Below are 21,551 nucleotides of genomic sequence, written 5' to 3'. Positions count from 1 at the left end.
TATCTGGAGACAACATAAAAAATAGAGAAATCCGAATTTGAATGAATTCAAATTCGGATTTCTCACTAATTGAAGCTAGTTATGTCCCAGCCTCTCTTTACTATATTTAAACTCTTATTTGCAACATTCCTAAATACATACTACACTTATAAATGTAGTGTTATAGCTACACATTTTCCTGTCTCCGTAAGCACACAGGAGGAAAATAGCATGTCAAGAAATCCACAAATTAAAGAATATAAATTAAAAGATGGTTCAAAACGTTTTATGTTTAAATTTTACCTTGGCACAGATCCATTAACAGGTAAGCCCTTATCAACTACTCGTCGCGGCTTTAAATCTCGTAAAGATGCCCAAGAAGCGATGAAACAGCTTAATGCCAAAGTTTATAACGGGACATTTAAAAAGCAACAATTTGAGACATATCAAGATATTTACGATGATTGGGTAACACAATATGAAAATACGGTTGAAGAAAGTACTTTTGTTAAAACAGTTGGTATTTTCGAAAATCACATATTACCTGTTATAGGTAATTATAGAATCAATAAAATCGATGTTGCAGTGTGCCAAAAACATGTTAATGCTTGGTCAAAGAAGCTAAAACGGTTCCGTATGGTTAAACACTATGCAGCTAAGTTAATGAAGTATGCATTAAAGCATGGCTATGTAAATACAAACCCTTTTGATTTAGTAGAAATGCCTAATCCACGTAAAAAGATTGAGCTAGATGATGAGGAATTCGAAAACTTCTATGAACGAGACCAATTGATTGTTCTCTTAGAAGCTTTTAAACGGGATTATAACTTAATGGTCTACACAATGTTTCATTTACTAGCCTATTCTGGTATGCGTAAAGGTGAAGTATTAGCTTTAACGTGGAATGATATTAACTTTGATAATAATGATATTCGTATCAATAAGGCCATTTCGCGCGGTAAGGACTGTCAGTTGTATTTAAAAACCACTAAAAACGGAGTTGTACGTACCATTTCAATTGACAATGAGACAATGGCACTCTTAACAAAATGGCGATTTGAACAACGCAAGACTTATCTCAAAAAAGGCTTAAATACCTTTAATAAAAAGCAGCTTGTATTTAGGAATAAAGATAATAAATTTATCCAGCCTGTACAAACTCAAAAATGGTTAAATAAAGTTTTATTGAGATATAATTTACCTACAATTACAACACATGGTTTACGTCATACGCATTGTTCTCTTCTCTTTGAAGCTGGAGCAACTATTAAAGAAGTACAGGAACGATTAGGTCATACAGACGTTAAAACGACTTTGGAAATCTATACTCACGTTACAAAGAAGACAAAGGCAGGGACGATTGAAAAGTTCGATACTTTCATGAAAGGTAACATTTAATTCTTTGACTTTTTTTTGACCCAGTTTGACCCCAAAAATGACCCAAAACCAAATGATGTTGTATGATATTCAGTGAAATAAAAAAGTGCCAAAACCCTTGATATAACAAGGTTTTGACACTCAATGAAACTCAATGGTTTCATATGTATGGAGACGGCGGGAGTCGAACCCGCGTCCAGAAACTCCAATACTTCAGCTTCTACGCGTGTAGTTTGCCTATTTACGATTCACGTAACATTATGCCGACAAACAGGCGTCCTGTACGCTAACCTGGAAATCTCTTGCCGGTGACTCAGGTGGCACCACCGACCGTATCCCACTAAAGTTGGGCCCTACGTTCTCTACATGGGCGATAGAGAGGCAGAGCGCTTAAGAGCTTACGCTGCGAAAGCTAAGTTTTGTTGTTTGCCAGTTATTATATAACTTCCGTTGATGACGGAGCCGAGACCTCCGACGCGCGACCAAAGCTTGAACCATCCCTGTCGAATCCGTAACGTCCCCTTGAATATGAATCGAAGCACTTGGCCTCGTTCAAGTATAAGGAGCTAGAATTTCTTCTAGTACGGTGGGAGCTAAAAGTACGCTTCCATGTAATCTGGCATTCAGTAATACATATTATAAAACAAAACTAGCTATAGTTCAAGTGTCCCGCCATAGTAGAAAAAATTGGCTAGCTCACAATGATTTTCTTATTTCATCATCTTAAATTTCAATTCTCTTAGTAGCAAAATTAGCTTTCCTAATTTGTAATCTGAGAGATAGCCGTAATAGACATCTACCTATTGCCAGTCAAAGTCGAATGCTCTATGTTCTTTTCTTCCTATTATAGGAATGTTGATTTCCCCTATTAAAATCAGCGTCCTTTAGAAATTTCCCTGAAAATTCCATCCGTTCAAATACAAAAAGCTCACCATCCAAAAATAGTGAGCTTTCTAACAATCTATTAATCTTGATTTTTCGCTTTGAAGGCACGTTCCATGTCACGTTTTGCCTCTTTTTTACGCATATCGTTACGTTTATCGTAATCCTTTTTCCCTTTGCCGACGCCGATTAACAGCTTGGCGTAGCCGTCTTTAATGTACATTTTCAACGGGACGATTGTGTAGCCGTCACGTTTTACAGCACCGACTAGTTCGCCGATTTGCTTTTTATGAAGCAATAGCTTGCGGGCGCGCAGTGGGTCATGGTTAAAGCGGTTGCCTTGTTCGAATGAGCTGACATGCATATTGTTGATCCATGCTTCACCGCTTCGGATTTGTACATAGGATTCTTTTAGTTGAACCCTTCCTGCACGGATGGATTTAATTTCTGTGCCTGTTAGCACCATGCCCGCTTCAATAGTTTCCTCGATGAAGTAGTCGTGCCCGGCTTTTTTGTTTTGTGCTAATACTTTCCCAGTACCTTTTGCCATATAAAATCACCCTCTACTTAAAGGTTAAGCAGGTTCAACCCGCTCTTATTGATAAAGTGAAAGCACCCGCTTCAAATATCTTTAAAGCGCTAATTGGTGCCTTCACCTATACTTTTACTTTATTTACGTTTTGATTTTTTCTTTTTGTTTTTCTTGGCGACGCCCTCGTAGAACTTTTGCTTTTGCTTCACGCCTTTTTTAGGGCCTGGGCTTGAGCCATCTTTGCGGCGTCCTCGTGGATCACGGTCGTTTTCACGTCGCTCTCCTTGTCCGCCTCGACCTTCTTCATCGCGACCTCTACGACTGCCACGTCCGCCTCGTTCTTCTTCGTTGCGACCACCACGACTGCCACGTCCGCCTCGTTCTTCTTCGTTGCGACCACTGCGACTGCCACGTCCGCCTCGCTCTTCTTCGTTGCGACCACCGCGACTGCCACGCCCTTCCTCGTTGCGACCACCTTTGCGGCCATTACGACCATCTTTGTTGTCGCTATAATTTTTGCGTGCGTGAATAACAGTAGGTGCTGCTTTTCGAGTTCGTCCATAAGACGTTACCATTCCGACGATTTCAAAGTCAATCGATGACTCCTCAATAATAACATTTGCTACACGTACTGTAACTTCATCACCAATACGGAATTGACGATTTGTACGTTCACCGATCATCATCATTTGACGGTCATCAAAGCGGTAGTAGTCGTCTGTCATATTGCTAATATGGACAAGTCCTTCGATCGTGTTTGGTAGCTCCACGAAAATCCCGAAGTTTGTAATGGATGAGACGATACCTTCAAACTCTTCACCAATTTTATCGGACATATATTGTGCTTTTTTCAGCGCATCTGTATCGCGCTCTGCGTCAACAGCACGGCGTTCACGTTCTGACGTATGGTCAGCAATTTCATCCATCGCCATACTCCACTGTGCAATGGTTTCTTTTAATGTATCTTTATTAATTAAATACGTACGAATTAAACGATGGACAATTAAGTCCGGATAACGTCGAATTGGTGACGTAAAGTGTGTATAGAAATCAGTTGATAAACCAAAGTGGCCTAAGCTTTCAGGGTAATATTTTGCCTGTTGCATTGAGCGTAGAAGCATCGTTGAAATAACAGGCTCCTCTGGCATACCTTCTATGGCTTTTAATACATCCTGTAGCGCCTTTGGATGTACTGTGTTTCCTGTACCTTTGATTAAAATACCGAAGTTCGTGACAAATTCAAAGAAGCGTTGTAGCTTTTCTGGCTTTGGATCCTCGTGAATACGGTAAAGGAACGGTACATTCATCCAATGGAAATGCTCTGCTACCGTTTCATTGGCAGCTAGCATGAAATCTTCAATTAATTTCTCAGCGACTGTACGTTCACGTAATTCAATATCTACTGGCCAGCCATCTTCGTCCACGATCACTTTAGATTCTTTAAAGTCGAAGTCAATAGCACCTCGCATTTCACGTTTGGTACGTAAAATGTTAGACAGCTCAGCCATATGTTTAAACATTGGCACTAGTGGCTCGTAGCGGGCAATTAGCTCTGCGTCTTGTTCCTCTAAAATTTTGTAAACGTCTCTATATGTCATACGCTCAGTTGTTTTAATGACACTTTGGAAAATTTCATGTGAAATCACATTACCACTTGCATCAATAATCATTTCACAAGACAGTACCAATCGGTCAACCTGTGGATTTAATGAACAGATACCATTCGATAATCGATGAGGAATCATCGGAATAACGCGGTCTGTTAAATATACACTCGTCGCACGATCATAAGCTTCAATATCTATTACAGAGCCTTGTGTTACATAATAACTAACATCTGCAATATGTACGCCAAGTTTAAAAGTACCGTCTACATTTTTCGTTACGGTTACAGCATCATCCAAGTCCTTCGCGTCAGCTCCATCGATTGTCACAATCGTTTCGTGGCGTAAATCACGGCGACCCTCTAAATCTGCCTCTGTAATTTCATCTGGCACTCGTTGTGCAGCAGCAACCACTTCTTCTGGGAATTCAGGTGGAATGTCATGCTTATATAAAATAGATAGAATGTCCACACCTGGATCATTTTTGTGCCCTAAAATTTTAGTGATATAGCCTGTTGCTGATTTTAAATCTTCTGGCCAGGTTGCTACTTCAACGACAACCTTGTGTCCATCGACTGCTCCTAATGTATCTCCCTTAGCAATGAAAATGTCCATCGGTAGTTTTTTGTCATCTAAAACAACAAAGCCGAAGCCTCGATTTGCTTGGAACGTCCCAACAAAGCTCGTTTGTCCACGTTCTACTACCTTTGTCACTGTTCCTTCACGGCGATCACCGAATGATTCCTTTAAAACACGTATCAAAACTATATCGCCGTTAATCGCACCATTTATTTCATGCGGTGGAATGAAAACATCATCCATCCCTTCAATATCAGGTGCCACAAAGCCAAAGCCCTTCGCATGTCCGATAAATTTACCTCGAAGTAAATTCATACGCTCTGGCAGGCCATAACGATTGGAGCGAGAACGCACAACTAAGCCTTGCCCCTCCATACGTACTAACGTTTTTACTAGCTCTTTAAATTCGTCAGCATCTTCAAAGCCAAATACATCCTCGATTTCGCCAACGGTTAATGGTTTATATTCTTCTTCACCGAAAAAATCGAGTAAACGACTTTGTAGTGAATCTTTCTGGTCTTTCATAATTTCCCTCCTTCATGAGAAAATCCTAATATGTTTTATTGTGCCCAATTTAGGCTTTCTAAAAAGCGATAAATATCTTCATGTAACTGATCTTTTTCTTGATCTAACGTAATAACATGCTTTGAGTTTTCATACCACTTGATCTGTTTTTCAAGTGACTCAGTTTGATTATATATAATGTTGGCAGATTCTGTCTCAATTACCTCATCATTTGTCGCTTGTACGACAAAAATTGGTGCATAAATCATGTCAATTTCTTGACGTGTCCGAGCAATAAACTCTCGCAACTCTTGTAGAGATGGCATGCCCTTTTCAGCAATTAACGCAACCTCAGCATCGATTTGTTCCTCGTCTTTACCTTGGAACTTTTTATAGTCCCTTGCATATTTTAGTACACCTTGAAACATAACATCTGTTGTACGCATCGTCATTGGGGAACACATTGTCACTATACCTTTAACTGGGTTATTAAGCGCAACGTTTAAAGCCATTACACCACCCAATGACAAGCCAGCAACAGCTATTTCCTGATAGCCCGCATCCTGCAGCTGTTTATACGCAGCTACGACATCCTGCCACCAATCAGCAGGACCAGTTGTAATGAGTTCCTCAGGTTCCACACCGTGACCTTTATAATGAGGTGCTAATGTAGTATACCCCTTTTTCTCTAAATATCTACCAAGCATTCGCACATCCGCCGAGCTTCCCGTAAACCCATGCAATAATAAAACTGCTCTAGGTCCTGCTTGAAAGAAAAAAGGCTGTGATAACGATTTTTTCATTGCGAGCTCTCCTTCATCCAAATATGTACTATAACCATTATAGCCATACTAAAGCTTCTTCAAAAGCTTCGGCGATTGTTACTTTTTTATGAGGTTTTATCGGTTAATTTGATGGGTTTTTTCAGCATTTTGATTGTCTTTCTGGCATTTTGAGAATTCAATCCATCATTTTGGCTCTTCTATCCACGACTTCGGGAATTCTATCCACGATTTTGAAGATTCTATCCATCACTTTAGCTTTTCCATCCTCGATTTTGCAATTCGCGGGTATTCGCTTCACTTCCGCGGGTATTTCCTTGCTCCGCGGGTATTTCCCTGCTCCGCGCGGGTATTCGCTTCGCTTCCGCGGGTATTTCCTTGCTCCGCGGGTATTCGCTTCAATTCCACGGGTATTTCCCTGCCTCGCGCGGGTATTCGCTTCGCTTCCGCGGGTATTTCCCTGCTCCGCGCGGGTATTCGCTTCAATTCCGCGGGTATTTCCCTGCTCCGCGCGGTATCACTTTGCTGAGCCAACTATGTAATCATAAAAGAAAACGCCCAACCAGTAAGGTTAGGCGATATATCTTCAACTATTAGATTTTTGTAATAGCGAGTGCTAAAATAAAGAATAATATTGCTAACACAATTGTTGCACGGTGAAGGATTAGATCCATACCACGTGCTTTTTGCTTTCCAAATAGTTGTTCAGCTCCACCCGAGATGGCACCTGACAAGCCTGCACTTTTACTAGATTGAAGTAATACTACAACGATCAACGCTATTGATACGATAACTAATGAAACTAATACTACTGTATGCATCCACTGCACCTCCCGAACTTCGAACATCACAACACATCACATTATAACAAAAAAAGGTTCCTTTGACAAACTGATAATAATTAATTACCTTATTCCCTCATCGGTTAGTTTTACGCATATTTTTAGTGAATGACGAGAAACTAAGTGAAAATTATATATTCTGTTGCTATCAGCAATGTGTACCATAATATGTGGTACGCAGATACTGTTGGAAACGTTATTGTTGCTCCGGCTCCCTCAAGAAAGCGCCCAGTCGGAACGGAAATCACCCACACGCTTTGGTCATAGGACTTATCTTTAACAATATCCCCTGTAACGATTAATTCATCCTGCTGTACAACCTTCCTTTACACTTACTTGAATTCACCCGAAGGAGAAAAATCATGAAATACTCAAAAAAATGGTGTTCATTGTTGTTAGCAAGCGCTATTGCTTTATCGTCGATTAGTATCGCTCAACCGCAAGTACAAGCAGCTCAAGTAAAGAAGCCAACAAATGTGATTATGCTCGTGATGGACGGTAGTAGTAATAATGCTGTTACCCTTTCTCGGTGGTATAAAGGTGAGAATCTAGCAATGGATGAAATTTTATCAGGGGCAGTGCGTACGTACTCTGCCGAATCAGCCATTACAGACTCAGCTCCAGCCGCTACTGCATTAGCCACTGGACATAAATCAAATGCTAAATTTATCGGTGTACTACCAGCAGTTATTAATTCACCGGGCTTAGCACAAATTGCTAAAGAAGATGCTTATAGACCTGTAGCCAATGTTTTAGAAGGGGCAAAACAACAGGGCAAGGCAACTGGATTGATTGCTACTTCTGAAATTCAGCATGCTACACCAGCTGGCTTTTCTACACATGTGAAGCATAGAAGCCAATATGATGACATCGCTGAGCAGCAAGTTTATCAAAACATTGACGTTGTGTTAGGTGGCGGCTTTGACTCTCTGGCGCCAGGCACAGCTATAAATGCTCGTCAAGATGGAGAAAATTTAGTAGATGTCCTCAAAGAAGAAAATTATGACATCGTTAAAACACGAGATGAGCTATTAAATAGTAAAAAATCAAAAATTTGGGGAGGCTTTGCTCCAAGTGCCCTTGCGTACGATTTAGATCGTGCTGCAACAAGAGCATCCGAGCCAACTCTCGCTGAGATGACACGTAAAGCTATTGATACCCTTAAAAAGAATGAGAACGGTTTCTTCTTATTTATAGAAGGCAGTAAGGTGGACTGGGCGGCTCACGCTAATGACACAATTGGCATTATTAGCGATATTTTATCGTTTGATAGTGCAGTCAAAGAAGCCGTTGATTTTGCAAAAGAAGATGGTAATACAATGGTCATTGCTGTTACAGACCACGGCAATAGTGGTATTACAATGGGGAATGCCAACACGACAAGTACTTATTCCACCACACCTGTATCTGCCTTTATCGCTCCTCTAAAGAAAGCTAAAATGACAATTGAAGGTGCGCTAAGCCAATTAAATGAAGATAAATCAAATATTGTAGAAGTTGCCGCACTTTATGGATTAGATGATCTTTCTAAAGACGAACTTGCTACATTAAAATCTGCTAAAGACATGGGCAAAGTAATGGTAAAAATGCTTGCCAATCGTGCCAATATTGGCTACACAACCGGTGGGCATACTGGTGAGGATGTATTCTTATACTCATTCGGACCATCTAAAATTACAGGACTTGTAGAAAACACAGATTTAGCACATGCGATGGCAAATTTTATGGGCTTCGATTTAAATAAGCTTACCGATGATTTATATATACCAGCTACAAAAGCATTCACAGAAAAAGGCTATGCATCAAAAATTGATTTAACTGATAAAGAAAACCCTACATTTATTGCACAAAAAAATGATGTAACTGTAACAATCCCAGTTAATAAGAACATTTTAATATACGAAAAGGACAAGACAGCAAAAACGTATACATTTGACACAATCAATGTCTACAACGGCACTGATTTTTACGTGTCAAAAAAAGTTTTAAAAGTTCTCAAATAAGTGAAGACTAATAATCAGCAGGGATATTCTTCATTCCCTCTGATTAGTCTTCATCAATCGGGCTCTTACTTTTAGCTATTGCTGTATCTATTAAATAGGATTCTTTTACCTAACGCTTCGCTTACTGCCCGTTAAAGCGGGATAAAGTGAAACTTAATCAGTGGTGGGTTCTTTTTCCACCGCTGATTATTAGTCTTCACCGATCGGGCTTTTACGGGCAGTTAATCTCACCTTACTTTTAGCTATGCTGTTATTTACTAAATAGGATTCTTTTACCTATCACTTCGCTTTCGCGGTACTTACTTCCCGTTAAAGCGGGATAAAAATAAAAGTGTTATCATAAGTTGAGATGATTAACTTTATGGTATGTATTTGCAATAGTCCCCAAAAGATTATCGATTTCATCTTTGCTTAATATTTTATTCTTCCATATTGTTTATCCCCTATGCATCTCATCCTATCTTCTTATCAAAGAATACTGACATTTTCCATTGAATTTACTTTGATTTTACTTTCATTTATTATGCTTACTATAACGAATGAAAATCGTTTGTAGCATAAATGGTCTCGAATGTCCTTTAACAAGATTTAAGGATTTTTTAAGTACACATGAAGCTAAAAAACGGCGATAATAAAAATGGTTCTTAATCAATTTGAGATGAAACTAAGAATGGTTAAGAATCCATTTTTTCTCTTCATTTCTAGTCACATTTTCTAAAAACCTTAATTTAATCTTAATTTTATCTTATGATTTTATGAATAAATAGAAATTGAGCAACATTTTTCTCTACAATCCGTCAAATCAGTGTTAAAAATTAAATTAATGTTTAATAATAATTAGAAATAACTTGAAAAAATATCTATTTATTTAGTATATTTACAAAGTTATAATTCATTTTTCATTTTTAATTGGAGGTGGATATATGCAATCCATTAAAAATAATGAGCTTTTACGTTTTATAGGCTTTACGTTATTTTATTTCATCATTTTGGTGCTCTTGTTTCTTATTCATGGTTTCCATGATATGAATGCAGGACCATTTATATATACGGAATTTTAAGAAAAGGAGATATAAATTATGTTAAGTATTTTAGAGGCTATTCAAAAAGTGGCACAACAGCATCCAGATCGAACTGCATATCAAACTAATAGTGATTCCTTAACGTATGGTGAGCTTTGGCATCTTTCTGATTGTGTAGCACAATATTTAATGGCTCTTGATTTAAAAAGACAACAACCTATCGTCGTCTACGGGCATATGTCACCTTTACAAATCGTTGCCTTTTTAGGTGCTGTAAAAGCAGGTCATCCGTATGTACCGGTTGACTCTTCTACACCGTCTGAAAGGTTACAGATTATTGTAGAAGCTTCTCAGGCTTGTTTGCTACTAAAGACGGAAACATTAAGCTCGAACCAATCTGTCCCTGTAGTAGAAGTAAGTGATATTGTGGCACAAACAGCTAGCGTTTCGACAGAGCCTTCAACTTGGGTTAAGGATGAAGAAATTCATTATATTATTTACACATCTGGTTCTACTGGTAAGCCAAAAGGTGTCCAAATTACAGCTGATAATTTAGCACATTTTGTTGCTTGGATGCATGAGTATTTCCCTTTACAAGAATCTGGTGTGTTTTTAAATCAAGCGCCTTATTCCTTTGATTTATCTGTGATGGATTTATATCCTGCACTAGTTAGTGGGCAAACACTTTATGCTATTACGCAAGAGCAAATTGCTAATCCAAAAGCGTTATTTGAGTCATTAGCTTCATCTGGCATTCGCGTTTGGACTTCTACACCTTCCTTTGCGAAGATATGTTTAATGAACAAGGAATGGGATCAGGAGTTAATGCCTTCTTTAAATACGTTTTTATTCTGCGGAGAGGTTTTACCAGTATCCGTATCTAAAGAATTAATGCAGCGCTTCCCACAAGCATCTATTTTTAATTTATACGGTCCTACTGAAACAACTGTTGCCGTATCTTATGTGGAAGTAACAAAGGAGCTTTTGGAGCAATTTGACCAACTACCAATCGCCCCTGTTTCTGAGCCTAATCTATCCTTGCAAGAAGATGGCGAGATTATTATTTCTGGGCCGACTGTAAGTGCAGGTTATCTTGGTGCGCCTGATTTAACACTTAAAGCGTTTCCTACAATAGGGGATCAACGTATTTATAAAACTGGAGACGTTGGTTATGAAAAAGATGGCTATCTGTTCTTCTCAGGTCGAAAAGATTTTCAGGTGAAACTGCACGGTTATCGTTTAGAAATTGAGGAAATTGAAAAACAAATTGGCAATCTTCCACATGTTTCTAGCTGTGTTGTTATACCTGTTTCAAAAGATGATGAGATTGTTTCACTAAGTGCATATGTTGTTCTTCGAGAACCATTGACCGACTCTGCCTTCAAAATGACGAAGCAGCTTAAAGCATTGTTATCGGAGTATTTACCATCTTATATGATTCCAAAAACATTCAAATACATTGACACTTTACCTTTAAATACTAACGGTAAAGTTGATCGTAAAGGATTGGCGGTTATGGAAACAGTATGACGCCTTATGGAAATATAATTTTTTTCATCATCATTGGTATTTTGTTACTGCCAACAATTATTTTAGGACTACGTGGGAAATCAGCTAAAGGCTATAATATCTTTATTTCGATTGTCGTGTTAGCTCTTATTTTTGGTAACTCCCTAAATGGATCAATTTCTCTTATACTATTTACAGTATTTCAGTTATTATTAATTATCGTTTACCAAAAATATCGCTTACAGAAGAATAGCACCTCTGTATTTATAATCGCTGTGCTACTGTCCATTTTTCCACTTGTGCTTGTGAAGGTTCTACCAATGTTTGGCCTTAATCATTTATTTGGATTCTTAGGGGTATCCTATATTACCTTTAAAGCTGTACAAATGATTTTAGAAACACGAGATGGATTAATTAAGGATAAAATTTCAGCCGTCGAGCTTGCCTATTTCTTACTGTTCTTCCCAACAGTATCATCGGGTCCTATCGATCGTTGGAGACGCTTCGATAAAGATTTTCACACAGTGCCGTCTGGTCAAGACTATCAAAAACTGCTGTTAAGTGGGATCAATTATATATTTGTAGGCTTTTTATATAAATTTATTTTGGCTTATTTAATATACAATTACACACTTATTTATTTACCAAATCAAACGTATAACTATTTGACACCTTTTCAAGGGCAAATAGCGTATATGTATATGTATAGTTTTTATTTGTTTTTCGATTTTGCGGGCTATAGTGCTTTTGCAGTTGGTGTCAGTCGCATTATGGGTATTCAAACGCCAATTAACTTTAACCGTCCATTCTCGAGTCGCAATATTAAAGACTTTTGGAACCGTTGGCATATGAGTCTTTCCTTCTGGTTCAGGGATTATGTTTATATGCGCTTCGTACTTTGGATGACTAAGAAAAAATGGATTAAAAACAGATATACAGTTTCTTATCTTGGCTACTTTTTACTGTTCTTTTTAATGGGTATTTGGCACGGATTAGAATTGCACTATATTGTCTACGGTCTCTACCATGCCTTGTTAATTATTTGCTTCGATAAATTCGAACGCTGGAATAAAAAGCGCAAGATTTGGCCAAAAAATAAATGGACTCATGCAATAGGCGTATTTATCACTTTTAATGCCATTTGCTTTGGTTTCTATATTTTCTCAGGGACATTATTTTAATCAACAGCTTTAATCGTTTATTTTTTGAATAACACAGTCTAAACAATAAAGGAGATTTTTATTATGGATAAACAACAAGTTTTAGAAATGCTAGTAGAGTTATGTGAGGACGATATCATTTTAGAAAATCCAGATATCGATTTATTTGAAGAAGGGCTTCTTGATTCATTCGGTACAATTAATTTATTAGTGGAAATTGAAAATCGCTTTAATATCTCAGTGCCAATTACTGACTTTAACCGTGAGGAATGGAACACGCCAAATCGTATTGCAGCGGAATTAGCTGAAAGACAATGATTAAGAAAGGCTTTCTATCATTACTAATTGCATTTGTTCTTTTTGCTGCCTTTTTATTCTTCCCTAATTCTTGGATAAAATCTTGGATTTCAGATGAAGATGTAGAGCAAGCAAAAACTAGTATGTCTCCATTAATGTTCCAAGGAATGTATTTCCAGGAGCGGATGTTGCAGGAGCCTAATACTATGCCTTTATACGGCTCCTCAGAGTTAAATCGTTTTGATCCTTTCCACCCTTATAATTATGCTCGAGCTACAAATGCTCCGTATACGACATTTATGGTCGGGCGTGGTGGAATGCAGTCTATTACACACTTTTTAAATTTTGCTGCACAGGAAAAGAATTTAAAGGGTAAGAAAATTGTCTTCATCATTTCCCCTCAATGGTTTACGAAAAAGGGAATGAATGAATTACATTTTTCTCCTAACTATTCGATGCTGCATGCTTATGATTTAGCATACAATAAGGACATTGACGAAGATCTTCGAAATCGAGGAATGAAACGCCTTCTTGAATTCGATACTGTAAGTCGCGATGAGCTGCTCAAAACAATTTATGAATATAAATTATCTGGTGGTAAGGAAAAACCAATCATTGGACGACTTGCAATGATGGCAGGTCATATCCAAAAGGCATTTTTAGAGAAAAAAGATTTGTATTACTCTCTATTCCCTCGAGAGCCACATAATTTAAAAAGTAATGACAAACTAGTTGTAGATCAAACATTTGAGCAACAACTGCAAAATGCCGAGAACTATGGCGAGAAACGTGTATCCAACGATCTAATGATTGAAAATAAGTTTTATAAGCGACTTGTGAATGCTAAAATTTCTAAGTTTAAAGGAATGCGAAAAGACGAAGATTATACGACTTCACCTGAATATGCGGATTTACAGTTAGTCATTGATGTTTTAAAGGATGCTGGTGCAAAGCCACTATTTGTTTCTATTCCTGTAAATGGTCATTGGTATGACTACACTGAATATCCTGCTGATCGTCGTGAAAAATATTACGAAAAAATGAACCAGATGTTGACTGAAAATGGTGTTCCATTTGTTGATTTCTCAGGCCATGACTATGACCCATATTTCATTATGGATACGATTCATATTGCATGGAAGGGCTGGGTATATCTAGATCGAGAGCTAGACAAATATTGGGCACAGAAATAATAATGCATGGTTCTCGTTAAATGAGACAGTCTAAAGTGTTAATCACTGAAGACTGTCTCTTTTTTTATGTAGATTATCTTTGAGGGGAAATGTAAGGTTTAGTGCACATGCTTTATTAAAGTATGTCTCTTCGGCAAAGAGAAGGGTTGATTTCCGTTCCGACTGGGCGCTTTGTTGTTGCTGTCGCTACGCTTTCGCACAGGATAAAACATTTGCTGCCGCTACGTTAGCACTACGCTTTCGCACAGAGCAAAGCTTCCTGGGGGCGTCCGATGAGCCGCTTCACTCGCGTTGCTCGCTCCAGGGTCTCGGGCCAACACGATGTTGGTCACGAAGGCGTTATCACAGGATGTGATGGTTTTAGCCTTCGTTCCTCTATCGCTAATCCCCAAGGAGTCGCCCAGTCTCCACTCCAATCAACCATTTCTTTAAGTGTGTATTTTCTGGCGTTTCTTTCTAATCTATAGTAATCAAAGAAACTACAACAAGATGTGTTTTTGTGCGAAAGTAAGTAGCTTGGAACGGAAATCAACTACACGTTTTGGAATGAATCCTTTATTCTCCATTCTTCAATTCTTTTTTAATATTCCTAAGTATTCACTCCACGGCCCTACATCTGTTGTATATCGCTTCGCCATTACTCGAACGATTTGAGCTATATGCGTTAAATCATGAACAACCCATGTAGAGAGCAATTCCTTTACCTTTACTACACCAAAATCAGGTTGGTGCCCTTTCAATTCTAGATGAACATCAGGATTAAGAAGAGCCTGAAGCTTGTTTATATTCAAAGCTCTAATCTCCTTAAATTCTAATAATGCTTGTTTAATAGTATCTTCATCCACTTTGTGTAAGTGAGCATATCGATCAAATGGAGGAAATGCCTTATCTTCACCTTCCCTAAGGATAAATTATAATCGTGGCATCCAATTGTTCTTCTCCCCCTCAATCAGATGGTCTATCACTTCATGTGCATTCCATGTTCCTTCCCCTTCATTGCTTTGTAGCCACCCATCTGATTATCCAGTTAAAAAATACTCCAACGTTTGCGGTGTACGCTCCAGAATATCAATAGCTTACTTCATATTAAAATTCACGTTTCTACCTCCTTCAAATGACTCGAAACCGCTCTTGTATGAAGGCTTACCTTCTTTATCCGTTATTCATATATCATAACCCAATATTTTTCCTTTTCCCCTTCTTCAATTACCTTCTTCCAACCATTCTTCTCATAAAATTTTAACGCTTTATGATTTTCGGATACACATTTTAATCTTAATGGTTTATTCATTTTTTCAATGGAGGCATTTAGTAATTGACCCCCTATGCCTTTACCAAAGTAATTTGGATTAATAAATAAATTATGGATGAAGTTATCTGGCAAGTATAATGAAGCAAATCCAAGTAGACGATTATCCTCTTCCGCTACAATTATATGCTCTTCTATAGTGTCGTTATCAAAATCGTCTAATGTCATTTCTTCTGAAGCCGCCCAATGGAAATTTTTACGACGTGATTCCAGATAGATTTTTCTTAATTCCGGGTAATCTAATTTATTCGCTTCTCTAATATTCACATTCTCACCTTTACTTTCATAATGTTTTCGAGTCACTATTGAATGAAAAAAGTCTAAGTTCTTCAGCATCATTGGAAAACTGGACTAATCTTTCAAACTTCAAACCTATTTTTTCTAGTAGCTTTGCTGAAGCTTCATTATCTTGAGTCGTGATAGCCACAATGCGATTTAGCCCTAGTGTATCTATACCATATGTCAATGTCGCTGAAGCTGCTTCATAGGCGTATCCTTTTCCCCAATACTTAGGTAGAAAAGCGAAGCCAATATCCACATTTGCTAGCGAGTCTCTTTTAACTAGACCGCAAATTCCAACCGGGCTTCGATCTTCATTTCTTTCAACTAAATATAGACAAAAGCCAAATTGCTCGTACATACGAATTGGTCCATTCACTATATATTCACGTGCATCCTCTACTGTTCTCAAACCACGATCACCAATGAACTGCAACCATGATGGATCATTCATTAACTCAAGGATAAAATCTGCATCATCTGTTGTTTGTAGGCGTAGGGAAAGTCGATCTGTTTCAAGAATTTTCATCGTATCCACATTCCTTTCAGTACTGTATTTTCCATTTTCTAAGCTTTTTTCTCCTATATTTTATGTTTTTCTAATATTAAATATATAATAATGGACTTACAACTGCACTTGCTTAGCTCTAATACTGAGAAAAGAGTAAATCCAATTTCTCTGGTTCATCTAAAGATGTATAAAAGCATTACATGAGCAGTTTCTTGAGTTACCCGATCACTTTGCCAAAAGCGGCCCCTCTTCAATTCCCACCCAAGCAATAAAAAAATCGCCTCAAAAGTATTTGTATACCTTTGAGGCGATGTTAGTGAAGCTACTAAGTAATAGCTTATTTTAAATTATAGAATGAATTTAAACCAAGATACTCAGCTGTTGAACCAAGTTGATCTTCAATGCGAAGAAGTTGGTTGTATTTAGCTACGCGGTCTGTACGAGATGGAGCACCTGTTTTAATTTGACCAGCGTTTGTAGCAACTGCGATATCAGCAATTGTTGCATCCTCAGATTCACCAGAACGGTGTGAGATAACAGCTGTGTAACCAGCGCGCTTTGCCATTTCAATCGCTTCGAATGTTTCTGTTAACGTACCGATTTGGTTTACTTTGATAAGGATTGCATTACCAACGCCTTGCTCAATACCAGCCGCTAATTTTTTCGTGTTTGTTACGAATAGATCGTCGCCTACTAATTGTACGCGAGCGCCAATGCGATCTGTTAATAATTTGTGTCCAGCCCAGTCGTTTTCGTCTAAGCCATCTTCAATTGAGATGATTGGGTATTTAGCAGTTAATTCCTCGTACCATTCAACCATTTCTTCAGAAGTTTTGACAACACCTTCACCGTCTAAGTGATATTTGCCATCTTCTTTATTGAATAATTCAGATGAAGCAACGTCCATTGCAAGTTTTACTTCTTCACCTGGTTTATAGCCAGCTTTTTCGATTGCTTCTAAAATTACAGTAATGGCTTCTTCGTTAGAACCAAGGTTTGGTGCGAAACCACCTTCATCACCTACAGCTGTATTATAGCCTTTAGCTTTAAGTACTGCTTTTAAGCTATGGAAGATTTCAGCACCCATACGTAATGCATGACGGAATGATTCTGCGCCAACAGGCATTACCATAAATTCTTGAATGTCCACGTTGTTGTCAGCGTGAGCACCACCATTTATGATGTTCATCATTGGTACTGGTAGTTGTTTTGCGTTAAATCCACCAAGATATTGATAAAGAGGTACATCTAAGTAATCTGCCGCAGCATGTGCAACTGCCATTGATACACCTAGAATGGCGTTGGCACCTAGTTTACCTTTGTTTTCTGTGCCGTCTAGCTCGATTAAAGCTTTGTCGATTACTACTTGATCAAGTACTGAGTAGTTACCTTCTAGCTCTTGAGCAATAATTGTGTTTACATTTTCAACTGCTTTTAATACACCTTTGCCTAGGTAACGAGATTTGTCACCGTCGCGTAATTCTACTGCCTCATATTCACCTGTAGATGCACCTGATGGTACGATTGAGCGTCCAAAAGCACCTGATTCTGTGAATACTTCAACTTCTACTGTTGGATTCCCACGTGAGTCTAAAACTTCGCGCGCATAGATTTGTGTAATAAATGGCATAATTAATTCTCCTCTTTTTCAATTAATGATTGACCTGTCATTTCAGAAGGTTGTGACACCTCTAATAATTCTAACATGGTTGGCGCCAAATCGGCTAAAATGCCACCATTTCTTAACATTAAATTTGGTTTTGTCACAATTACTGGAACAGGATTTGTTGTATGAGCTGTCATTGGATTCCCCTCTAAAGTAAGAACTTCATCAGAGTTACCATGGTCAGCTGTAATAATAGCTGCGCCACCTTTTGCAAGGATTGCATCTACTACTTTACCAAGACATTCATCGACTGCTTCAATAGCCTTGATTGTTGGCTCTAACATTCCGCTATGCCCAACCATATCTGGGTTAGCGAAATTAAGAATAATGCCATCAAATTTATCGGCTACAATCTCTGCAAGTAATGCTTCTGTTACTTCATAAGCACTCATTTCAGGTTTTAAATCGTATGTTGCAACTTTTGGAGATGCAATTAAAATACGCTCTTCCCCTTCAAATTTCTCCTCACGACCACCACTCATAAAGAATGTAACATGCGGATACTTTTCTGTTTCTGCAATACGAAGTTGTGTTTTGCCATTAGAAGCTAACACTTCACCAATCGTATTTTTTAAGTTGTCATTTGCATACGCAACCTGAGCATGTACTTCATCACTGTAGTGTGTGAATGACACAAATTTTAAATTCTTTGGATGTTTAGCTGATAAAGCAAAGCCATCGAATTCATTATTTGTAAACACTTTAGACAGTTGAATTGCACGGTCAGGGCGGAAGTTGAAGAAAATAACAGCGTCATTATCGTCAATTGTTGCCACTGCTTCTCCATGCTCTTGAACGCTAAATGGAATAACAAACTCATCTGTTACATCACGCTCATATGATTCAGCTACACCACTTGCTGCGCTGTCAGCTGTTTGACCAACACCATCTACTAGTACATTGTACGTAAGGGCTACACGATCCCAACGTTTATCACGATCCATTGCATAATAACGACCATGAATAGAAGCGAATTGACCTACGCCAATGTCCTTCATTTGTTTTTCAGCTTCTTCAATATAGCTTAAAGCTGTTTTTGGTCCAACATCACGACCATCTAAGAAACCATGAACAAAAACTTCATCTAAGCCTTGTTGTTTGGCAAGCTTTAATAGTGCAAACATATGCTCACAATGGCTATGTACGCCACCATCTGATAGTAAGCCCATGATATGAAGCTTAGATTGATTTGCCTTAACATGTGCTATTGCATCCAAAAATGCTTTATTCGTAAAGAAATCTCCTTCACGAATAGATTTGTTTAAACGTGTTAAGCTTTGATAAACAATACGTCCAGCACCTATATTTAAGTGTCCAACTTCAGAGTTCCCCATTTGACCATCAGGTAAACCCACCGCTTCACCTGCTGCAGTTAAGGTTGAATGTGGAAACTCATTCCAAAAGCGATCGAAGTTAGGTTTGTTTGCTTGTGCTACTGCATTTCCGAAAGTTTCGTTGCGGAATGCAAAGCCATCTAGAATAATTAATGCTACTGGCTTTTTAGGCATTTGCTGCCGCCTCCAATAATTTTAAATATGATTCTGGTTGTAAACTTGCACCACCGACTAAAGCGCCATCGATATGCTCTTTTGATAATAGTTCCTGAATGTTCTCAGGTTTTACGCTACCGCCGTATTGAATACGTACAGCATCTGCCGTTTCAGCATTATATAATTCCTTCACTACTGCACGAATTGCTCCGCATACTTGGTTAGCATCTTCTGCTGTAGCTGTTTTACCTGTACCGATTGCCCAAATAGGTTCATAGGCGATCACCATATGCTCCACTTCTTGTGCCCCAAATCCAGCAAGTGCTGCCGTAATTTGATGAGCAACCTTTTGCTCAGTAGTGCCCGCTTCACGTTCTTCAAGCGTTTCTCCACAGCAAATAATTGGTACGATATTATGCGCTAGTGCTGCTGCAACCTTTTTATTAATTGCTTCATCTGTTTCATTATAATATTCACGTCGTTCAGAGTGTCCTAAAATAACATAGTCTACTTCCACGCTTGCTAACTGAGCTGGACTAATTTCCCCAGTGAACGCACCTTCGTTTTCGTAATGCATCGTTTGTGCTCCAATGGCTAACTCAGATTCACTAGCAACTTGCACAAGCGTAGGTAGGTAAAGTGCTGGTGCACAAACAACAGCGTCTACTTTATCATTTGAAGGAAGTTTGTCCTGTACCGCATCGACAAATTGGATAGCCTCTTCAAATGTTTTATACATTTTCCAGTTACCTGCAATAATTGGTTTACGCATCGTTTTTGCCTCCCAAAATGTATTATTTATCGTTTAATGCCACAATTCCAGGAAGTTCTTTCCCTTCCATTAATTCAAGTGATGCACCGCCACCTGTAGAAATATGGTCCATTTTATCGGCAACTTCAAATTTTTCTACTGCTGCTGCAGAATCCCCGCCGCCAATTACTGTATAGCCAGTTGTTGTTGCCATAGCTTCAGCTACAGTTTTAGTACCATTCGCGAATTTATCCATTTCAAAGACACCCATTGGTCCATTCCAAATGATTAATTTAGAATCTTTAATAACCTCTGCATATTTAGCAGCTGTTTTTGGACCAATATCTAAGCCCATCCAATCCGCTGGAATAGCATCTACATCTACAATTTTTGTTTCTGCATCTTTTGAAAATTCGTTTGCGACAACTGCATCGATTGGCATATGTAATTGCACGCCTTTTTCTTTCGCTTTTTCAATAAAGGATTTTGCTAAGTCGATTTTATCTTCTTCTAATAAAGATTTACCGATATCATGGCCTTGCGCTTTAATGAAAGTGAATGATAAACCGCCACCAATAATTAGATGGTCTACCTTTTCTAATAAGCTTTCGATAACACCAATTTTGTCTTTTACTTTGGCTCCACCGATAATTGCTGTAAATGGTCGCTCTGGGTTAGATAATGCCTTACCTAGCACATCTAATTCCTTTTGCATAAGGAAACCAGAAACAGCTGGTATGTGCTTTGCAATTCCTTCTGTTGACGCATGTGCACGGTGAGCGGCACCAAACGCATCATTGACATAAACGTCCGCTAATTTTGCAAATTGCTCTGCTAATGCTGGATCATTTTTCTCTTCACCAGCGTGGAAGCGTACATTTTCAAGTAGAATCATGTCACCATTTTGCATGTTTGCAACAGCTTCTTCTACCTCTTTACCAATTGACTCATCTAATTTTGTAACAGGCTTACCCATTACTTCAGCTAAACGTACACCTACTGCAGTTAGGCGCATATCCTCTTTTACTTCACCCTTTGGACGTCCTAAGTGAGAAGCTAAAATTACTTTGGCACCTTGTTCCACTAAATATTCAATTGTAGGGATTGCTGCTCGAATACGTGTCTCGTCAGTAATCACACCATCCGCCATCGGTACATTAAAATCAACGCGTACAAATACGCGCTTACCTTTTACATCAATATCTTTCATCGTCTTCTTATTTAACATGAAGAAACCCCCTTCAAAGTTTTTAGTCGTGAAATTCCTGGATTCACCCTTC

At 38.4% G+C, this 21,551-nt stretch carries 17 protein-coding genes, 1 other RNA gene and 1 pseudogene; 7 read left to right on the top strand and 12 right to left on the bottom strand.

Translation table 11 applies throughout. From position 1 onward, the window contains the following. Positions 1 to 210 precede the first annotated feature (210 nt). Positions 211 to 1,377, top strand: coding sequence for a tyrosine-type recombinase/integrase (locus ACQKNC_RS16810; RefSeq protein WP_427425904.1), 1,167 nt, complete (start codon positions 211 to 213; stop codon positions 1,375 to 1,377). Positions 1,378 to 1,522: 145 nt separating this feature from the next. Here the strand turns inward: ACQKNC_RS16810 and ssrA are convergent. From ssrA to secG, 5 genes are all read right to left on the bottom strand, one after another. After that, positions 1,523 to 1,878, bottom strand: a transfer-messenger RNA (tmRNA) gene (gene ssrA, locus ACQKNC_RS16805). A gap of 442 nt (positions 1,879 to 2,320) precedes the next feature. Further along, positions 2,321 to 2,788, bottom strand: coding sequence for an SsrA-binding protein SmpB (gene smpB / locus ACQKNC_RS16800; RefSeq protein ID WP_049669013.1), 468 nt, complete (start codon positions 2,786 to 2,788; stop codon positions 2,321 to 2,323). A 119-nt stretch (positions 2,789 to 2,907) separates the two neighbouring features. After that, positions 2,908 to 5,478, bottom strand: a complete 2,571-nt coding sequence (gene rnr, locus ACQKNC_RS16795; RefSeq protein ID WP_427425903.1) for a ribonuclease R — start codon at positions 5,476 to 5,478, stop codon at positions 2,908 to 2,910. Between the two features lie 35 nt (positions 5,479 to 5,513). Further along, positions 5,514 to 6,260 (bottom strand): alpha/beta hydrolase, encoded by a 747-nt coding sequence (locus ACQKNC_RS16790; RefSeq protein WP_427425902.1) that lies wholly within the window; start codon positions 6,258 to 6,260, stop codon positions 5,514 to 5,516. A 572-nt stretch (positions 6,261 to 6,832) separates the two neighbouring features. Next, positions 6,833 to 7,060 (bottom strand): preprotein translocase subunit SecG, encoded by a 228-nt coding sequence (gene secG, locus ACQKNC_RS16785; RefSeq protein ID WP_370042596.1) that lies wholly within the window; start codon positions 7,058 to 7,060, stop codon positions 6,833 to 6,835. A gap of 383 nt (positions 7,061 to 7,443) precedes the next feature. Between secG and ACQKNC_RS16780 the strand changes: the two genes are divergently transcribed. The 6 genes from ACQKNC_RS16780 (at position 7,444) to dltD (ending at position 14,265) form a co-directional block, all read left to right on the top strand. Next, a complete protein-coding gene (locus tag ACQKNC_RS16780) occupies positions 7,444 to 9,084 on the top strand; it encodes an alkaline phosphatase (protein ID WP_427425901.1) in 1,641 nt (546 codons plus the stop codon). 923 nt (positions 9,085 to 10,007) lie between these two features. Beyond that, positions 10,008 to 10,145 (top strand): teichoic acid D-Ala incorporation-associated protein DltX, encoded by a 138-nt coding sequence (locus ACQKNC_RS16775; RefSeq protein WP_370042601.1) that lies wholly within the window; start codon positions 10,008 to 10,010, stop codon positions 10,143 to 10,145. Between the two features lie 18 nt (positions 10,146 to 10,163). Continuing rightward, positions 10,164 to 11,636 (top strand): D-alanine--poly(phosphoribitol) ligase subunit DltA, encoded by a 1,473-nt coding sequence (dltA, locus tag ACQKNC_RS16770; protein ID WP_427425900.1) that lies wholly within the window; start codon positions 10,164 to 10,166, stop codon positions 11,634 to 11,636. Continuing rightward, positions 11,633 to 12,796 (top strand): D-alanyl-lipoteichoic acid biosynthesis protein DltB, encoded by a 1,164-nt coding sequence (gene dltB / locus ACQKNC_RS16765; RefSeq protein ID WP_427425899.1) that lies wholly within the window; start codon positions 11,633 to 11,635, stop codon positions 12,794 to 12,796. The genes dltA and dltB overlap by 4 nt, the downstream gene beginning before the upstream one ends. Positions 12,797 to 12,859: 63 nt before the next feature. After that, the gene (gene dltC / locus ACQKNC_RS16760) at positions 12,860 to 13,093 is read left to right on the top strand and encodes a D-alanine--poly(phosphoribitol) ligase subunit 2 (RefSeq protein WP_134026129.1); all 234 of its coding nucleotides are present in this window, start codon (positions 12,860 to 12,862) and stop codon (positions 13,091 to 13,093) included. Continuing rightward, positions 13,090 to 14,265, top strand: coding sequence for a D-alanyl-lipoteichoic acid biosynthesis protein DltD (gene dltD, locus ACQKNC_RS16755; protein ID WP_427425898.1), 1,176 nt, complete (start codon positions 13,090 to 13,092; stop codon positions 14,263 to 14,265). Before dltC ends, dltD begins: the two co-directional genes overlap by 4 nt. A gap of 569 nt (positions 14,266 to 14,834) precedes the next feature. On the opposite strand, the pseudogene ACQKNC_RS16750 reads toward dltD, so the two are convergent. The 7 genes and pseudogenes from ACQKNC_RS16750 to ACQKNC_RS16720 all read right to left on the bottom strand — a co-directional run bounded on the left by ACQKNC_RS16750 (position 14,835) and on the right by ACQKNC_RS16720 (position 21,499). Beyond that, a pseudogene (locus ACQKNC_RS16750) lies at positions 14,835 to 15,338 on the bottom strand (DinB family protein). 86 nt (positions 15,339 to 15,424) lie between these two features. Beyond that, positions 15,425 to 15,841: an N-acetyltransferase family protein gene (locus tag ACQKNC_RS16745; RefSeq protein WP_427425897.1), complete on the bottom strand. Its 417-nt coding sequence runs from the start codon at positions 15,839 to 15,841 to the stop codon at positions 15,425 to 15,427. Between the two features lie 16 nt (positions 15,842 to 15,857). Continuing rightward, complete coding sequence (locus tag ACQKNC_RS16740) at positions 15,858 to 16,382, bottom strand: GNAT family N-acetyltransferase (RefSeq protein WP_427425896.1); 525 nt, start codon at positions 16,380 to 16,382, stop codon at positions 15,858 to 15,860. Between the two features lie 319 nt (positions 16,383 to 16,701). After that, the gene (gene eno / locus ACQKNC_RS16735) at positions 16,702 to 17,994 is read right to left on the bottom strand and encodes a phosphopyruvate hydratase (protein ID WP_427425895.1); all 1,293 of its coding nucleotides are present in this window, start codon (positions 17,992 to 17,994) and stop codon (positions 16,702 to 16,704) included. Positions 17,995 to 17,996: 2 nt separating this feature from the next. Continuing rightward, positions 17,997 to 19,538 carry a 2,3-bisphosphoglycerate-independent phosphoglycerate mutase gene (gene gpmI, locus ACQKNC_RS16730; protein ID WP_427425894.1) on the bottom strand — a complete coding sequence of 514 codons (1,542 nt, stop codon included), beginning with the start codon at positions 19,536 to 19,538 and terminating at the stop codon, positions 17,997 to 17,999. Beyond that, on the bottom strand, positions 19,531 to 20,292 hold the full coding sequence (tpiA, locus tag ACQKNC_RS16725) for a triose-phosphate isomerase (RefSeq protein ID WP_328008519.1): 762 nt from the start codon (positions 20,290 to 20,292) through the stop codon (positions 19,531 to 19,533). The genes gpmI and tpiA overlap by 8 nt, the downstream gene beginning before the upstream one ends. A 22-nt stretch (positions 20,293 to 20,314) precedes the next feature. Continuing rightward, positions 20,315 to 21,499 carry a phosphoglycerate kinase gene (locus ACQKNC_RS16720; RefSeq protein ID WP_427425893.1) on the bottom strand — a complete coding sequence of 395 codons (1,185 nt, stop codon included), beginning with the start codon at positions 21,497 to 21,499 and terminating at the stop codon, positions 20,315 to 20,317. Positions 21,500 to 21,551 lie beyond the last annotated feature (52 nt).

It is taken from the genome of Lysinibacillus sp. NPDC094177 (assembly GCF_050279145.1).
Lineage (GTDB): Bacteria > Bacillota > Bacilli > Bacillales_A > Planococcaceae > Lysinibacillus.
This window is presented reverse-complemented; position numbering and strand designations above follow the sequence as displayed.

What these genes read in the sequence shown, in the direction of transcription:
- ACQKNC_RS16810 (WP_427425904.1), top strand. Translation starts at nt 211, where the DNA reads ATGTCAAGAAATCCACAAATTAAAGAATATAAATTAAAAGATGGTTCA.
- smpB (WP_049669013.1), bottom strand. Translation starts at nt 2,788, where the DNA reads ATGGCAAAAGGTACTGGGAAAGTATTAGCACAAAACAAAAAAGCCGGG.
- rnr (WP_427425903.1), bottom strand. Translation starts at nt 5,478, where the DNA reads ATGAAAGACCAGAAAGATTCACTACAAAGTCGTTTACTCGATTTTTTC.
- ACQKNC_RS16790 (WP_427425902.1), bottom strand. Translation starts at nt 6,260, where the DNA reads ATGAAAAAATCGTTATCACAGCCTTTTTTCTTTCAAGCAGGACCTAGA.
- secG (WP_370042596.1), bottom strand. Translation starts at nt 7,060, where the DNA reads ATGCATACAGTAGTATTAGTTTCATTAGTTATCGTATCAATAGCGTTG.
- ACQKNC_RS16780 (WP_427425901.1), top strand. Translation starts at nt 7,444, where the DNA reads ATGAAATACTCAAAAAAATGGTGTTCATTGTTGTTAGCAAGCGCTATT.
- ACQKNC_RS16775 (WP_370042601.1), top strand. Translation starts at nt 10,008, where the DNA reads ATGCAATCCATTAAAAATAATGAGCTTTTACGTTTTATAGGCTTTACG.
- dltA (WP_427425900.1), top strand. Translation starts at nt 10,164, where the DNA reads ATGTTAAGTATTTTAGAGGCTATTCAAAAAGTGGCACAACAGCATCCA.
- dltB (WP_427425899.1), top strand. Translation starts at nt 11,633, where the DNA reads ATGACGCCTTATGGAAATATAATTTTTTTCATCATCATTGGTATTTTG.
- dltC (WP_134026129.1), top strand. Translation starts at nt 12,860, where the DNA reads ATGGATAAACAACAAGTTTTAGAAATGCTAGTAGAGTTATGTGAGGAC.
- dltD (WP_427425898.1), top strand. Translation starts at nt 13,090, where the DNA reads ATGATTAAGAAAGGCTTTCTATCATTACTAATTGCATTTGTTCTTTTT.
- ACQKNC_RS16740 (WP_427425896.1), bottom strand. Translation starts at nt 16,382, where the DNA reads ATGAAAATTCTTGAAACAGATCGACTTTCCCTACGCCTACAAACAACA.
- eno (WP_427425895.1), bottom strand. Translation starts at nt 17,994, where the DNA reads ATGCCATTTATTACACAAATCTATGCGCGCGAAGTTTTAGACTCACGT.
- gpmI (WP_427425894.1), bottom strand. Translation starts at nt 19,538, where the DNA reads ATGCCTAAAAAGCCAGTAGCATTAATTATTCTAGATGGCTTTGCATTC.
- tpiA (WP_328008519.1), bottom strand. Translation starts at nt 20,292, where the DNA reads ATGCGTAAACCAATTATTGCAGGTAACTGGAAAATGTATAAAACATTT.
- ACQKNC_RS16720 (WP_427425893.1), bottom strand. Translation starts at nt 21,499, where the DNA reads ATGTTAAATAAGAAGACGATGAAAGATATTGATGTAAAAGGTAAGCGC.